The sequence below is a fragment of the Microcystis aeruginosa NIES-843 genome (assembly GCF_000010625.1).
In the GTDB taxonomy this organism is placed as follows: Bacteria; Cyanobacteriota; Cyanobacteriia; order Cyanobacteriales; family Microcystaceae; genus Microcystis; species Microcystis aeruginosa.
The window spans coordinates 5,637,933-5,653,801 of the sequence record NC_010296.1 but is presented as its reverse complement, the minus strand read 5'-3'; the positions used below and the strand labels follow the sequence as shown (position 1 = coordinate 5,653,801).

Annotated in this window: 11 protein-coding genes; 2 read left to right on the top strand and 9 right to left on the bottom strand. The window is 42.6% G+C overall.

Annotated features, from left to right (window positions below):
* Window positions 1-17: 17 nt before the first annotated feature.
* The 7 genes from ald to MAE_RS26600 all read right to left on the bottom strand — a co-directional run bounded on the left by ald (window position 18) and on the right by MAE_RS26600 (window position 10,745).
* On the bottom strand, window positions 18-1,103 hold the full coding sequence (ald, locus tag MAE_RS26635) for an alanine dehydrogenase (protein ID WP_012268249.1): 1,086 nt from the start codon (window positions 1,101-1,103) through the stop codon (window positions 18-20).
* Window positions 1,104-2,164: 1,061 nt separating this feature from the next.
* Complete coding sequence (locus MAE_RS26630) at window positions 2,165-2,467, bottom strand: DUF3181 family protein (protein ID WP_002761852.1); 303 nt, start codon at window positions 2,465-2,467, stop codon at window positions 2,165-2,167.
* Window positions 2,460-2,714 (bottom strand): hypothetical protein, encoded by a 255-nt coding sequence (locus MAE_RS26625; protein ID WP_002761850.1) that lies wholly within the window; start codon window positions 2,712-2,714, stop codon window positions 2,460-2,462. The genes MAE_RS26630 and MAE_RS26625 overlap by 8 nt, the downstream gene beginning before the upstream one ends.
* A gap of 108 nt (window positions 2,715-2,822) precedes the next feature.
* Entirely contained in the window at window positions 2,823-4,691 is a 1,869-nt protein-coding gene (locus MAE_RS26620) for a cation:proton antiporter (RefSeq protein ID WP_012268248.1), read from the bottom strand.
* Between the two features lie 160 nt (window positions 4,692-4,851).
* The gene (gene pta, locus MAE_RS26610; RefSeq protein WP_012268247.1) at window positions 4,852-6,948 is read right to left on the bottom strand and encodes a phosphate acetyltransferase; all 2,097 of its coding nucleotides are present in this window, start codon (window positions 6,946-6,948) and stop codon (window positions 4,852-4,854) included.
* A gap of 728 nt (window positions 6,949-7,676) precedes the next feature.
* Window positions 7,677-8,768 carry an ISAs1 family transposase gene (locus MAE_RS26605; RefSeq protein WP_012268246.1) on the bottom strand — a complete coding sequence of 364 codons (1,092 nt, stop codon included), beginning with the start codon at window positions 8,766-8,768 and terminating at the stop codon, window positions 7,677-7,679.
* Window positions 8,769-8,948: 180 nt separating this feature from the next.
* Window positions 8,949-10,745 (bottom strand): N-acetylmuramoyl-L-alanine amidase, encoded by a 1,797-nt coding sequence (locus MAE_RS26600; RefSeq protein WP_012268245.1) that lies wholly within the window; start codon window positions 10,743-10,745, stop codon window positions 8,949-8,951.
* Between the two features lie 260 nt (window positions 10,746-11,005).
* Here MAE_RS26600 and MAE_RS26595 point away from each other — a divergent pair, with 260 nt between their 5' ends.
* Complete coding sequence (locus tag MAE_RS26595; protein WP_012268244.1) at window positions 11,006-11,440, top strand: peroxiredoxin; 435 nt, start codon at window positions 11,006-11,008, stop codon at window positions 11,438-11,440.
* Window positions 11,441-11,750: 310 nt separating this feature from the next.
* Window positions 11,751-12,755 (top strand): glycoside hydrolase family 10 protein, encoded by a 1,005-nt coding sequence (locus MAE_RS26590; protein ID WP_012268243.1) that lies wholly within the window; start codon window positions 11,751-11,753, stop codon window positions 12,753-12,755.
* A 222-nt stretch (window positions 12,756-12,977) separates the two neighbouring features.
* Here MAE_RS26590 and MAE_RS26585 read toward each other — a convergent pair whose 3' ends face one another.
* Window positions 12,978-15,317: an ATP-binding protein gene (locus MAE_RS26585; protein ID WP_012268242.1), complete on the bottom strand. Its 2,340-nt coding sequence runs from the start codon at window positions 15,315-15,317 to the stop codon at window positions 12,978-12,980.
* Window positions 15,318-15,456: 139 nt separating this feature from the next.
* Window positions 15,457-15,849: a hypothetical protein gene (locus tag MAE_RS26580; RefSeq protein ID WP_002761829.1), complete on the bottom strand. Its 393-nt coding sequence runs from the start codon at window positions 15,847-15,849 to the stop codon at window positions 15,457-15,459.
* Between the last annotated feature and the right edge of the window lie 20 nt (window positions 15,850-15,869).

The following is a 15,869-nucleotide window of genomic DNA, read 5'->3' as shown; positions in this document are numbered from 1 at the left end:
TCGCACCTTTTTGACATTCAAATCAAATCGGGAAAAACTTCGCGCACTGCTGGATGAATTAACCGATGATTGGCGACATTTAACCCCTTAGCGAGGGAAACATCTTGATCCAAGGCTTTTACCCCATGGTCGGCTAATTTAATAACGTAGGCTAGGGTACTATTATTTAAAGCTTGGGTTGCCGTCCAGGGTACTGCTCCAGGCATATTAGGCACTCCATAATGTACTACTCCCGACTCCAAGTAAGTCGGTTGACTGTGGGAAGTGGCCCGCAGAGTTTCCACGCAGCCCCCTTGGTCCACTGCCACATCGACAATTACGGAACCAGGGTTCATTTTGGCGACTAAAGAGCGAGAAACTAGAGTTGGCGCTCGTTTTCCTAAGACTAGCACTGCCCCAATCAATAAATCGGCCTTAGGAACCACATTTTCTAATTGTGCCGGGCTACTATAAAGCAATTCTACCCTGGAACCGAATAAAGTCTCTAAATAGGCCAAGCGCTCGACGTTAATATCTAAAATAGTTACTTTTGCTCCCATACCGATGGCAATTCTGGCCGCTTCCGTACCCACCACACCACCGCCAAGGATAACCACTTGTCCAGGACTCACCCCGGGGAAACCCCCCAGTAAAACTCCCCTACCTCCCTGTTGTTTTTCCAGATAGCGGGCCCCAAATTGTACCGAAAGACGACCGGCAATAACACTCATGGGAGTCAAGAGAGGCAAACGACCATCGGCAAGCTCGACCGTTTCATAAGCGATCGCAGTTGTTCCCGACTCGATTAATGCTTCCGTTAAATAGCGCTCGGCCGCTAGGTGTAAATAGGTGAATAGGAGAGCTTCCTTATTTAAAAAGCCGTATTCTGCCTTCAGCGGCTCTTTTACCTTGACAATTAGCGGTTTATCCCAAACTTGGGCCGCTTTTTCCACAATTTTGGCCCCGGATTTTTGGTAATCTTCATCGCTGAATCCAGCACCCAATCCGGCGGCCGTTTCCACAAACACCCTGTGACCGCGATCATTGAGTACACGCACACTACTAGGACTCAAACCGACGCGAAACTCCTGATCTTTAATCTCTTTGGGGACACCTATTTCCATGGTTTGCTTCTGGGGGACTATTTCTAACTAGGGTATGCTGAAAAAGTTTTTCGGTGGTGGTAGGGTGTGGGGTGTGGTGCGATTCGTTGGCTAGAAACTAGACAGTAAGACGTTTAGAGGATTAGCCGCTTGGTAAATGTAGTACCTTGATAACTTTATAACCCTACAGGTGCGGGTTAGTAATAACCTTAGTCCTGTCCTCTAGATGCCTAGAGTGACGGCATTTCCTGCTGCTTTAGACTTGGTACATCTGAGGTAGTGAGCGAGGAAAAAAAAGCGGTATCTGATAGCCTAAATCAGAAACCCGTTGAGCCAGAACCTATGGATAGCCCTGGGGCGAAGATACGAATTAACCATCGTCAACACCCACGAGCCAAAAGGCTGACAGGCTCGAAACAAAAGTTAACAGAGTTGGGGCTGATAGCTCATACCACTATCAGTAAGGCATTCCCGTTACTCTGTTGTGGACAGTATCATCCTAAGGGTTCAACCAATGGTTATAGGGAACGAAGTAACCCTGATTGACTCTGCCCGTTCGGGGCAGTAGGAAACCATCCGCAAGTCAATAGAGGGAGAGGATGTCCTTAAAAGCCAAGGCTTTGAGTAATATCAAAGATATGCTGACAAAGGACGGGTAACTAGGAAGTCTAAGCAACAATCAACGGTCATATACGCCCTAAAACCAACAATCTTGTCTGGTGGGGATACAGCCAAGAGGGTTGAATAGACAAGGAAATAATAATTCCCATTATTATTCTACTAATGACAGTAGCCTAGTTACTCAGGAGCCGGATACGGCGAAAGTCGTAAGTCCGGTTTTGAAGCAGGGGGTGGGAAGGCGACTTCCTGCTCTACTGTAACGGGAAGTGGGGAAGTGGGGAAGTGGGGTGTGGGGTGTAGGGTTTTAGCCATTTTCAGGGGAAAAGTCCCTGAATTTTCCCCCGGATCACTCCAATGACCAGTACTTATCGGACAATGTTTTTAGATTTATTCAGCCAACCCTAACTACTTTAGCCTGTTAGTCCTAGTCTGCGAGTTATCGGGCATACTATTGGGTAATTTTAGCGACTTTTTTGGTATTCTTCTAGCAAATCGATTAAATCTATCTGACATTTGCTGGGTAATAAATCCGCTAGGGAAACTTGCAGATGACCACCTCCGAGGGTGACTTTTATCTCCCGCAGGATAGACATGACTGCATTCTCGCTTAAGCTGTCGTTTTCGAGCAAAGGGAAGACTTTTTCGGCAACGACGCTGTGTAAATGTGCTTCCCGGAGATAGAGATGCCATTTAGCCACGTCAATGTAGATATTGTCGCCGATTTGGGCCGCCAGATTTTCGATGTCCTGAGTTGTATTAGCCATGGGATGTTACCGAGTAGTTAGCGATCGCCGCTATATAAATCAAATGTCCCACCAATAGAATAGCCCAAATTCCCGTGAACAGATTTAACCAAGTCCAATCGGAAAATTTAATGATATGAAAAAACCACAACCCTGAATTAATCGCTAAAAAACCCGCTACATGAACGGCGAAATTCATGCGATCATCTAAACGTCGGAAAGCGGGATCGTTTTTGCGGTCGGGTTGACGGGGCCAACGGGGAGGCATAAGCAGTTATCAGTTATCAATTATCAGTTATCAGTGTACCGTTTTTTTTAGCTAAGTTAAGTTGCCAGAGTGCCTATCCTCACCAAGAAGTTAATTTTGTCCTATTACTTATCTACTGGTGACAATTTCCACTTCGGGTAAGATTTCTAAAGATAAACGAGTTCTGACAGTGCCGGAAAGACGTTTAAGCAGTTGTGGGCGTAAATCGCGCAGAATATAGATTAATTCGTCTCCGGTGCGCCATTCTTCCCTTTCTGTTACTACCTGTAGGGAATTATCGCGACGCAATAGTAGGGGCAGCAGTTCGCCATTTTCAATTAATTTAGTTAATCTGGTCTGTTGTTCGCTCAAATCATTGCCTTTAAAGATAGTTTTACCCAATTTAATCTGATTATCGTCTAAATACTGATTCCATTCCTTGACCGAAAAACTAGGGAGAAAAACCTGATTAACCTTATTTTTATCCGGGTTGGGGGTTCCCGCAAAGGCAGCCAACAACCGGGGAGGATGAAACTCCTCGCCGGCTCTTTGGGCTAAAACCAGATTAACCTCGCTATTATTAGTCAAAACCAGAAAAGTCCCCATGGATTCGATGCCGGCTTCTTGCAGTATTTTTGTATCAAGTGCGCTACTCTGCAGCACCGTCAAACCGTCTTCTTCTGCTTGTTCACAGGCCCTGGCATCCGTATCGATTAAAACCACGTTTTCCCCTTGTTCTTGGAATAAACAACCGATTAAGCGACCTAGGGGATTACAACCGACGATTACTGCCCCTGTTGCCGCAGAAGAAGTGATTTTTAGCCCTTTTGCCACCCAACGCGCCGTTAATCCCTGAATAAAAACGGTCATTAAAATTGTTAAAAAGACTAAAGCTTTGATCGCTTCACCGCCATTAATACCGGCACGGGTGAGTAAAATGGCAAATAAAGAAGCTACGGAGGCAGAGACGATTCCTCTAGGGGCAACCCAAGCGATAAATAACTTATGTCGCCAATTTAGGTCACTTTTTAGGGTACACAGAGCCACACTCAGGGGACGTACCACCAGCATCAAGACTAACACGGTCAGGACGCTGCCCCAACCCAAAGCGATGACACTGGCGATCGAAAGATCCGCCGCTAGTAAAATAAACAGTACCGACACGCAAAGAGTGGTTAATTGACCCTTAAAACGCCTTAATAACCGCTCATCGGGAACTGCCGCCGCTTTTAGGACAATTCCCGCCATTACCACCGCCATTAACCCCGATTCACTGCGACTAAATTGTGATAAACCAAATAACCCCCAGACTCCCGCTAAAACCACGAGATTCTTTAACTCAAAAGTCAGAAAATTGCAAGTTTTTATAATAAAACTTAACAATCCGCCTCCAGCAATGCCGATCGCCGCCCCGATGCCTAAACGTAGGGTTAAACCAGTGATAATTTCCATGGGGCGGGCATGACTATCAATAATCGTATTTAGCACCACTACGGCTAAAATTGCGCCCACAGGGTCGATTAATACCCCTTCCCCTTCCAAAAGCGTCGCCACCCGTCGATCTACGGCTACTTGCTTCAGCAAAGGCCCGATCACCGTCGGACCAGTTACCACCACTAAAGAAGCGTAAAGAAAAGCGATCGGCCAGGGAAATTCCCCCAACCAGTGGGCTGCCATACCGCCACCGATGAGAGTGATGGAAGTACCGAGGGTGACAAGATTGCGTAAACTGCCAGAAACTCGCCCTAATTCCCGTCCGCTTAAGCTTAAACCGCCTTCAAATAGGATAATCGCCACAGAGAGAGCAACAAGGACTTCTAAACCAATTCCCAGACTTTGGGGGTGTAAAATTTCCCAACCATCGGACCCTAAAGCAATCCCAAAAATGAGCAGGAAGACAATACTGGGAACTTTCAGGTATTCGGCAATGACTTGGGCTGTAATCCCCGCCACCACAGTGATGACAATTTGCAGGGTAAGGGTGAAAGATGGATCCATGTTTAGCGATCGGTTATCGGCTATCGAGGCGGGGTTATGGTTGGGGTTTAATGATTCTAATTATAGTTTTGATTCCCGCTTCGGCCCGGTCGGGAGGAAATAAGCATAACAAGCTCTAGAAAACGGGTTTCTCAAAGAAACCCGTTTTCTAACTGATAACTCAAAAAGATTGGGATTGAATTGCCGTGATTACCACCGTATTGATAATATCGGGAACGGTACAACCGCGACTGAGATCATTGACGGGTTTTTTTAATCCCTGTAGGATTGGACCAATCGCTAAAGCTTTTGTTTCCCGCTGCACGGCTTTATAAGTATTATTCCCTGTATTCAGGTCAGGAAAAATAAACACCGTTGCTTGGCCCGCTACCTCTGACCCCGGCATTTTTTGGGCGGCTACTTCCCTATCCACGGCCGCATCGTACTGAATCGGCCCTTCTAGCTTCAAATCGGGGCGTTTTTCCCTAGCGATTTTGGTCGCTTGTCGTACTTTTTCCACGTCTTCTCCCTGGCCCGATTGACCCGAAGAATAGGAAAGCAGGGCGATTCGCGGCTCTATTCCGAATTTTTGGGCGGTTTCGGCAGAAGATAGGGCGATTTCGGCTAATTCCTCGGCACTGGGGTCGGGATTGACCGCACAATCCCCATAGACCAAGACCCGATCCTCTAGACACATAAAAAAGACCGAGGAGACGATCGCACAATCGGGCTTAGTTTTGATAATCTGGAGTGCAGGCCGAATCGTGTGTTGAGTGGTATGCACTGCCCCCGATACCATACCATCAGCATCGCCTTGATACACCATTAAAGTGCCAAAATAGGAGACATCCTGTGCATAATCCCGGGCCATGTCGAGATTCATTCCCTTGGCTTTTCTCGCTTCGTAGAGGGTCTGCACATAGCTTTCAAAATGGGGACTAGCCACGGGGTCAATAATTTGCAGGCGATCGAGATCGAGAGTGATACCATGTTTTTTAATCACCATTGCGATCTCGTCCGGTTGTCCCAAAAGGGTTAAATCGACGATATCCTGTTCGATTAAAACTGTGGCCGCCTGGAGGATGCGCGGTTCGGTCCCTTCGGCCAAAACGATGTGACGTTTTTGCGCTTTGGCCTGTTGTACGAGATTATAGGTGAACATCTTCGGGGTAATCCCCTGGGTCCGCAAAGTGTGAATTTGCGCTTCTAGGCGATCGAGATTGATGTTACTGTGAAAAAGCTGCAGACTGAGGTTAATTTTATCGTAGTCCGTCGAGGTTAGGGTGGTCCGCACATCGTGGATGCGTTCGGCCGTGGTGTAGGTATCGGTGGTGACGGAGAGAATCGGTAAGGGATCGGGCAAACCTTCAATTAAACGGGCGATCGAAGGATTGAGGTTATGACCTGCTGTTAAGACTATACCGGCTAATTGGGGATAATTGGCTGATTGGTGGGCCTGTAACATCCCGATAATCACATCGCCGCGATCCCAAGGAGTGATAATTAAACTATCTTCTTTTATCCGCTCTAGGGCATTTTGCATCTGCATGGCCACCACCAGAAAGTTACTAGCTAAACTGTCTAATCTCTGCTGTCCGTAGAGAACTTTTGCCTGTAATTGTTGGGCGATTTCTGCCACTCGCGGGCTGCTCAGTTTGGCATTGTGGGGAATCACTCCTAGGGCATATTCTTGGGGGGGAAAAATTTTAGTCAGGGTTTTCCGTAATTCCCCTATTTTTTCCTCTTCAGCTTGATTGATAATAATCCCAATCACCGTACAACCTTTATCTTGGTAGGTGTCGCAGGAAATCAGGATCGGACTAAGGGCATCTTCGATACTGCGATTGTGGGCATTACCTAATATTAAGATGGGATGGCCGAGATTTTTGGCAATTTCTGTATTTAGTTCAAATTCAAAGGCGGAATTTTCTTGCAGGTAATCGGAACCTTCACAGAGGATAAAATCATATTTTTTTTCTAAGTTTTTAAACTTTTTGATAATTCTTTCGATGATTTCATCAAATTTTTGTTGTACCAATAAATCCTTAACTTCGTCATAACATAAACCAAAGGCCTCTTCGTAGGTTTGTTCTAATTTAAAATAATTGAGGATTAAGTCAATGTCTTCGTCCCGATGACCTTGGGAACAGTCGAGAACAATTGGCTGGAAAAAAGCAACTTTATTAGTTTTGCGGAGAATTAAGTCAATAATTCCTAAAGCTACTAACGCTTTACCGCTTCCCGTTGCCGTCGTGCTGATATATAAAGAGTTAGTCATGGGTAGAGAAGAATAATAACGAGGGTGGAATTTAATTCACTCACCCCAACCTTGAGGTGGGCAATTGATCCCCCCTTAATCCCCCCTTAATAAGGTGGTTTTGATCCCCCCTTAATCCCCCCTTAATAAGGGGGGCTGCGAGCAAGTTGTCTATAAGGGCGTGAATTGTTGGGAAATTTTCAGGTAAACTATCTTTATTTGTTGGCTAATCCAGAGATTTTTCTCACAGAGCGATCGCTGTTTGAATATCTACCAGAGAGTGATGGACTATACCTTGTAATCTAGCAGTTATTTTGTCCGATTGCTGTTCACTGGTAACATTTTTTCCATCGACTTGATTTAATTTCCTCGGACTAAAATAAAGACTCCATCCAATCCTATCACTGGCTGTTCAGCTAGGGCTTGGTTTTTCATAAAGATTTAAGTAGGTGGGTATTAAAAACTTTCAGATCCCCCCGCCTATCGGCACCCCCCTTATCAAGGGGGGCAGGGTAGGGTTGATTCATTTAAATTAAGTACAGCGGATTTTGAGTCAATAAATTTGAATGAAAATTCTCAAGTTTATCTTTTTCTAATCAAAAGAGTTAGTGACAATAACTAATCTTTAATCCTCTGCCAATATTGATTATGAATAAATTGATAAAGCTTGTTCCCAAGCCACTAAAAGCCTATCTCTCTTCAAATTGTCTGAGAGTACATCCTGTTAATTTAGCTAATTTTTCTGCTTCTTACGTCGATAAAACTATCAGTTTTTCCCAACGTTCAGCTAACCACCTCTGTCCCTCTGTTATTGAGAGAAAACCCAAACCTCTGAAAAGATTCAATCCTATAGTTGTGAGAATTGACCAATTGCTGGCCGCTTGAAAATCACTTATCTCGCTTTTATCTTCCTCAAAAATTACATCTTTTACCCAATGTAACTGATTTTCTATTTTCCAATGTCCTCGAATAATTTTAGCAAATACTTGAGCGGATTCGGTTAGGCTACTGATATAGTAAGCTGTTTCTTCATAGGTTTTATCCCCGCGACTACCCTTTCTTTCTACTTTAATAACTCTTCGCAGATTTTCAAACCCTTGTCTTTCATTTTTTCTCACTTTAAAAACTTCTATTTTTCTTGATATTTTTCGTCCATGACTATTGTCTTGTTCAAGAAAACAACTTTCTGGCTTTGAGGAATTACTCAGGTCTTGTATTCGCTTATAAAGATTTTTCTGATTTCCTTTAACGGTGATAACATAGTCATTTTTACTCTTGGCTATTAAGCTGATTGTTTTTTTCTGACAGTGTAAAGCATCGCCAGTAAAAACTTTATTTTGGAGAGAGCAATCTTCAATTATAGCTTGACCTTCGTCGATTTCAGACCCTTTTTTGTTTTCAATTCTTTTTAAGTGTAATACCAAGCCACTTTCTTGACTAAACAATGAGACAAACATAATAAAATTTTGTTGTTCATTGTTAGGATTCTTTAGAGTATTTTTGAGACTTTTTCCATCTATGCCTAGCCAATTTATATCACTTCTTTGTCCATATTCTTGTAATGCCCATTCCTTAAATATTTTTAACAAAATCTGCCATTCAACTCCCATCATTACCCTTCTAATTGTTGAATAGGATGGGACTCTTTCTGGAATTATGTTAAATTCTTGACTGAGCCTGTGCCGATTATTTTTAGCGAACTCTCCCAGTTCTCTATAACCTGAGTATCCTAGCATTGTTCCCAGTATTATTACTACTAATACTATCCATAAAGGGTGTCTTTTTCCTTTATCTTTCCGAAAGTCCTTGACTTGTTTCAGTTTTTCTCTTAAGCTCAACATATATTTGAAAAGTTGCCGGTCACTCCTCATTTTACAAAGACAGTGATCGCTTTTACTTTTGATATTCTGATGGGAGAATGAAACAGCCCTAGGGGGCAGGGGGGATCGAACCTAAAATCCATTTTTAATTTAATTATAACCAGCTACTTAAGCTTATCTCCCTCCGCTTGCCATTAAATTTTAACTGGAAGCAATTACCCCAGATTGTTGAAACCATTGGCTAATTCCGGCGGCTAAAACTTGCGCTAATTGTTTTTGTGCCTGAGGATCGGTAATCCATTCAAATTCTTGAGGATTACTCATAAATCCTAACTCTAATAACAATGAAGGACTACTATAGGGACGAGTTAAAGCTAAATTATTCCAAAATACTCCATAGGAAGGACGGTTAAGATTTTTGGTTAAATAATCGTGGAGAAAAACTGATAAATCCGCTGCCTGGGGATGATACCAAAATATGCCAATTCCTTGAGTATTTAAGGCATCTCCATCATCAGGTAAAGCATTATAGTGAACCGATATTGCTAGGGTTGGTTGCAGATTATTAATCATCTCTACTCGTGCCGGTAAAGATAAGTCGATGTCAGTTTCTCTGGTTAAATAAACTGTTGCTCCCAATTTTTCTAACTCCCGTTTAATTAATTTAGACATAACCAAATTAATCTCTTTTTCTGTGTAACCCGTCGGACCGACAGCGCCGGTTTCTTTACCTCCGTGTCCGGGATCTAATAAAATAACTTTGCCCTGTAAATTATCACTTTTTTCCGGGGGATGACGCAGGGTTAAGATTAAATTTGTCCCCTGGTAACGAAGACTATAACCCCACTGTTGTTTTTGATTAAGATTAAAAGTGTATTCTATTGTGGTCGGGTTAATTTGTCGCCAATCTAAACGTCTGACCAAAGGATTATCCACTAGAAAAATTGTATCGGTTTGGGCAATGGTATTATAAAGGGTCAAAATAAATTTATCATCCTCTTGTGCCACGGCGATCGGTACAGGATGGGAGAGGGGAAAAATAATTTCTGTTGCTTGATTGATACTTCGAGAAGAGAGACCGCTAATATTAGCATTATCTAAGACCTCATTAACTATTAAACGGGTTTCTCGCTCTAAAATCCAACCACCATAATCTAACCGTAACCAATCCCCTTCTTTCCCAGTGACTCTCGCTTTCGTACCTTGGGGTAAAGGAGTTAAACGGGAATAATCACTACCCGGCCCCGTGCGCGCTACCCCTTCCGCAACTATAATTTCAATCACTGGTAAATTTTGATCGCTAATAATATTAATTTCTCCTTGACCTTGTTGACTAATCGATCGATTATTTAATTGTGCTGTAAAAATAGGTTTTCCTAAGTTAGCCTCTTGCTTAAACTGCTGACAACCTCGATAGTAACCAGTTTTATCCTCGGAATTCGCTTGATTAAGATTAGTTAAAACTGCGGCATTACTAGGCAGTTTTGTGGTTTGAGGTTGGGGTAAAAGAGGTAAGATTTTATCTCCTAACTGCACAGAAACCTGAGCTTGGGGAGTGGCAATCGCACTAAAACAAATCCATTCCCCCACTAACCTCGTCTTATTGACAGAAGGACTGAGAGAGTTATCAGCAAAAGCTAATTCTTGGGGAATAATTGCTTGAGTATCTCGACGAATTATTTGACGATTAATAGTTTGGTTTTGATAGCGAATAGTGAAATTATTTTCGCCAACTTCTAGGGGAAAACTAGGGGCAAAATATCCTTTAGCACTGCGTTGAATCGGTTGATTATTGAGCAAAACTTGACCGGATGGAGGAGCAGAACCAATAAAAAAGATTCTCGAGGCCGTGGTTTGATGATTATCGGGAGGATAAACAATCATTAATGAGGCAGATTTAGCGCTGATGCTGTGATAAAAACCAATTAATAGCACTAAAACTAAACCGATTAAGATATTTTGCCCAAAAGTTCTCACTTTTAACCAGAATGTCCCCATATTATCCCCCTCTTAGCTGACAAATATTATCCTAGGACAAATTCTGGAGGTTTGTTGTTCGTCTTCTCAGTTGCACTGTATTTAAACTGCCTGTGGAAAATAGTCGTACAAATGCTCTGGCTCCCACTTCCCCACCCCCCCACTTCCCCACTTCCCCATCACCCTAATTCATAATTCATAATTCATAATTCCGACACCCTGTTTGTGACCCTCATCCCTTATGATCAATATAGATTAACTTTTGTAAAGGAATCGGAGTTATGGCTTTAACCGTTGGAACAATCGCACCGAACTTTACCACCACCGACGATACTGGAAAAACCGTTTCCCTGTCGGATTTTCAAGGTAAAGTCGTAGTTTTATACTTCTATCCCAAAGATGATACCCCCGGCTGCACCAAGCAAGCGCAAAGCTTCCGGGATAACTACGAACAATACCAAGACAAGGAAATAGTAGTCTTCGGGGTGAGCAGGGATGACCAGGGTTCCCATGCACAATTTAAAGAAAAATACGGTTTACCCTTCCAATTGCTCGTAGATACCGATGGTGCTATCACCAAAGCTTATGATGTCGATGGGGGTGGTTATTCTAAGCGCGTCACCTATATCATCGATGGAGAAGGCAAAATTAGCCATGTGGATGACAAAGTGAATACCGCTAGTCACGCATCGGATATTCTCTGCGTAGTCGGTTAATTTTCCCTAAAATCTTTTCTGGGTGTGTTAGGGGAGCCTAATACACCCGATACCCCAGTTCACTGATAATCAGTTTTTAATAAACGGATTTAGTATAACTAAATAGGTCTTGCTGATGATGAACTGAATATTAAAAATCGGACTAAAATAAGTGGGTGGGTGGAATTAAATATAAGATGAACGTAGGTTGGGTTGAAGCATGAAACCCAACGCCTGCATGGGTTACGCTACCGCTAACCCATCCTACAAATAATTTGGCCTCCCTACTTAATACTATTATCAAATATCTTGGTGGGATTAATCGGGAATCATGGTTAAGTTTAGCAAGTACCTAAAGAGGTTTGGGATTGTTGCTGGAGTGGCTTTTTTGTTGTTGGTTACTCACCGAGCGGCTCCCCGAAAGGCAGTGGAAAATGAGCAGATGAAGGGGGTTTGGTTAACCAATATTGGCACGATATTGTTACATCACACTACGTCCTTAGATGAGGTGTTAAATCATCTTTCGCGATCGGGTTATGACCGGGTGTATTTTAGTGTTTATGGGTTTAGGGGAACGCTTTATCCGACTTCCCAACGTCCGACGAATTGGTTGTTTGTGCCGCCGTTGAGCAATCCCTGGAGGGCAGCGGTTAAGGAGTCTTTACGGCAGGGTTTGAAACCATTTGCTTGGTTTGAGTATGGTTTGATGTTATCCCCTAAGGATCCTATTGCCAAAAAGCATCCGGATTGGCTATTAAAAACGCCCGCAGGGAAGACGGTGGTGGAAACCAATGTCTGGTTAGATCCGGCGAATCCGCAGGTACAAGCCTATCTTTTGGGGAATATGGAAGATATTTTAAAAGAAAAAGATTTGGCGGGGATTCAGTTAGATGATCATTGGGCAGTTCCGCGTGTTTTTGGTAATAAAAGTCAGGCTTTAACGAATTTAACCCGCAAGTTGCACGATCATGTCAAGGCGATTAATCCCAAGTTGGTGGTGAGTCTTTCGCCTAATCCTCACTCTTTTGCGGTGAATAAATATAATCAAAATTGGTTGGCTTGGGTGCGTCAAGGGATTGTGGATGAGGTGGTCTTACAGATCTATCGGAAAACTCCCAATCAGGTGGCGGCAAGTCTTTCGGGATCGGGACTGGCGACAGCTTCCCGGTATGTGCCGGTGGGGGTGGGTTTATATGCGGGTTGGAATCCTGATTTTTCCTTAAAGGGTTTACAAGCTCAGGTGAGGACGGTGGAGCAGCAGGGTTATGGCTATTCGTTATTTTGTTGGGAGTTTGTCGTCATGCGTCATCTTTTTAATCATATTCCTCGGTTTTAATTGAGATGGATTGGTATCCAGCAACTTTTGTTCACTCGGGAGCATCTCACCTTTGCAATGAGCATAAATACTTAGTGGAAAAATAGGCTTTTCGAGGGTAATTCTTGTTTTAATTCTCCATGTACGCAGTCTTTAAAAGCCTCTATTTCGTTCCAAGACACGATTAAGAGTGGCTTTTAGGCTAAGTATAATTACTTATCGCGTAAGTGAGATGCTCCCTGTTCACTCGTGTTCACTCAGCCACTCTGAATCATAGATTTCCAGAAGTTGTGTCAAGATATCAAAAAACTGTTTTTCTGTTCCATCAATAGAGCGCCGAACCCAAAAACCTGCTGATGACACTGTTATGTGTTTAGGGGTATCCTCCTTCTGTACGAGTTCCCAGAACTTGTACTCGAAATAATACTTTGGAAGATCCTGTTTTATAAGGTGATCTTGATATTTCTTCTTGATTGCTTTAAACTCATCAGATCCTTCAGGAGTTGGGAACAAAATTTTATGTGTTTGGTAGAGAGATCTTGCTACTACTTTAATTTTATCATTGTAAGCTAGTTGGATTGGCTCCTTAAATTTGCCGTCATTAGGGTTAATGGCTTTCTTTTGAATCCATTCTAAAAATTCTGGGTTGTAATAACCAAACTTGTCAGCACTGTCAAGATTCAAAGCTTTACGATCATGGGGACCACCCTCTTTAAAAATAAGTAAGTCAGAACTCAAAATTAATTGACGATAAACATCAAATTCTTTGATAATACAGTAGAGATAGCGAAATCCACGGATAGATTCTTTTTCATCACATTTTGATGGCTTAAGACTTATCCAAGCAGAGCGAATAAGTCCTTCTTGTGTACTTTGTTTAGCCTTCTTAACATTCAATAGTTGAATTCCTGCAAAGCTGGCCAGCCCCAAAGAAATGACTGAAAAAGTAGCGAGGCTTACAATGGTATTTCGTCGTCGGTTTTTCTTTTGCTGCTCTTGTTGCTGTTGCCAATTGACACTGGCATCAATGAATTCACTTTCTTCTGGTCTTAAGCCATCAAGATTTTTAAAAGCATCGTTCTTTCTCAACTCTACAGCCTTAGCCAATTGATAGCCCTTCAAGAGTTCATCCTGAGCTTTAGACTCATCCTCTAAACGAATTTTTTGCCACCGTATTGTCTCATCAGCCAACCAATTTTTGAAGATAATTGCATCCTTTTCCTCTTCAAGCCAGTCTTTTAACTCATCCCAAGATGAGAGCAAAATTTCATGGGCAATTTCTACGGTTGGAAGTTGTTTCAGACGCTTGCTGTCACTCGCTTGCATTTCTTCCGTACTAGAATACTCGCTACTACTAACTAGCAACTTTTCTTTATTAATGAACTTTTCGAGGAGCTTTTCTACTGATTTACCGACAAATTCATTTCGATAAGCTCGTCTGCTCACTGCTCTACTGCCTGAATCAGTATCAACAAAATTAACTAGCTTCAAAAATATTTGCTTAGTGGTTGTCTGTTCGTCTTGGTTCAAATTGCTGTATATCTCGTTGACCCGCTTTTGCAATGCTCCCCTTACCCCCTCTAACGCTGCATAACTTTTCTTGTTTAAGATACGGTCTTCGATCTCAAAGCGACCATCAGCACCGCGAGTTTGGCATTCACTTTTCCAAAGCAAATTCAGGGTATATTGCAATAAGGGAAGATAACCTTTTTGTCCATCAAGTTCCTTGATAATTTGTTCAACTAACCCTTCTTCAAACACGACCCCATGCTTGGCTGCTGGTTGCTCAATCGCCTGTCGCAGTTCATCTGGAAACATTTCAGTGACCAGATGAATATTATTTTGATTGGCAATAGCACCTAAATCGGGATAGAAACTCAATTGCTCCAGAAAGTCAGCCCGCATTGCCAGTACAATCTTGACAGAACTATCACCAAACTTAGCAACTTCAACCAGACCTGAAATAAAATTTTTGCGTTTATCTGGATCGTCACAAATAGTGAACAATTCCTCAAATTGATCGACAAAAATTAGCCACCGTTCCCCATCGTTCCTTAAGGTGCGAATCACTTCTTTTAACGTATTTGCCTTTGCTTCTAGGGCAATCTTAGCGTCTGATTTACTGAAGTTATAATTCTTCTCCTCACTGAGTAAACACCGATATAGGGACTCAAAGGGATCTTGATTGGGTGTAAAGATGAAGTCATAAAATGTTTGAGACTCCAGAGATTTTTCCAACTCAGGAATTAACCCCGCACGCACCACAGAGGACTTGCCGCTTCCAGAAGCCCCTAACACTAAACTCAAGTTGCTCCGATTCACCGCCTCAAATAATCTGGCAATTAACTTATCTCTACCGAAAAAGCGATCTCTGTCTTTGACATTAAATCTTTTCAGTCCTTGATAAGGTGAATCCTTAATCAATGGTTGCTGCGTAACTTTAGCAACTGAAATCTGGACAATTTGAGTCTCAATTTTAGTACCAATTTGAACGGGAGCGAAGATTAAATCACCGCTAACGTTAGTATCTTTAATCAGGTTATCTTGTTCCTGAGATTGACGGTCTGGAATTGACTGGCTCATAGTAGTGGCATCTCCGATGTTTTGTTTTAGGGACCAGAGATGCAACAAATGGCTGTCGGTTCAGCTAAATCCAGCACTCCTTCTAATCTTTGTTTAAGTGGTCAAATTTTACCGAACCCTTATTCAAATTCACGCTTTCTTAACTCTTCTTGCCTTCTTGAACTGGCTTAAATTCAAAGTTTCCACCAACAGTTACGCCGCTCACCGTATTAGTTTGAGTTTGATTGATTATCTCCTGTCCACCGGGCTGTTCTTTGACTTGATCGAGTAAATCCTGAGCCACTTTAATGATTTCCTGATCTTGATCAGCACCAGCTTTGGTAATTTTATCTTTTAACAAACCTTCAGCTTGCTTGATTTCTTCTGGTTTGGCATCTACCATCGCTTGTCCCAGAACATCGCCTTCAAACTTCTTCTTAATTAAAGTCTTCAAACCCTGATAGGCATCTTTAACAGCTGTTCCTGCGGTATCCTTAGCGCCAGCGAGCGCACCAGCCCCTAAAGCAGCAAGAATCAGAGAAATAGGGTCCATAGTTGAGCCTCAATTATTAT

What these genes read in the sequence shown, in the direction of transcription:
- ald (WP_012268249.1), bottom strand. Translation starts at nt 1,103, where the DNA reads ATGGAAATAGGTGTCCCCAAAGAGATTAAAGATCAGGAGTTTCGCGTC.
- MAE_RS26590 (WP_012268243.1), top strand. Translation starts at nt 11,751, where the DNA reads ATGGTTAAGTTTAGCAAGTACCTAAAGAGGTTTGGGATTGTTGCTGGA.
- MAE_RS26605 (WP_012268246.1), bottom strand. Translation starts at nt 8,768, where the DNA reads ATGTTGAGCTTAAGAGAAAAACTGAAACAAGTCAAGGACTTTCGGAAA.
- pta (WP_012268247.1), bottom strand. Translation starts at nt 6,948, where the DNA reads ATGACTAACTCTTTATATATCAGCACGACGGCAACGGGAAGCGGTAAA.
- MAE_RS26600 (WP_012268245.1), bottom strand. Translation starts at nt 10,745, where the DNA reads ATGGGGACATTCTGGTTAAAAGTGAGAACTTTTGGGCAAAATATCTTA.
- MAE_RS26580 (WP_002761829.1), bottom strand. Translation starts at nt 15,849, where the DNA reads ATGGACCCTATTTCTCTGATTCTTGCTGCTTTAGGGGCTGGTGCGCTC.
- MAE_RS26625 (WP_002761850.1), bottom strand. Translation starts at nt 2,714, where the DNA reads ATGCCTCCCCGTTGGCCCCGTCAACCCGACCGCAAAAACGATCCCGCT.
- MAE_RS26585 (WP_012268242.1), bottom strand. Translation starts at nt 15,317, where the DNA reads ATGAGCCAGTCAATTCCAGACCGTCAATCTCAGGAACAAGATAACCTG.
- MAE_RS26595 (WP_012268244.1), top strand. Translation starts at nt 11,006, where the DNA reads ATGGCTTTAACCGTTGGAACAATCGCACCGAACTTTACCACCACCGAC.
- MAE_RS26620 (WP_012268248.1), bottom strand. Translation starts at nt 4,691, where the DNA reads ATGGATCCATCTTTCACCCTTACCCTGCAAATTGTCATCACTGTGGTG.
- MAE_RS26630 (WP_002761852.1), bottom strand. Translation starts at nt 2,467, where the DNA reads ATGGCTAATACAACTCAGGACATCGAAAATCTGGCGGCCCAAATCGGC.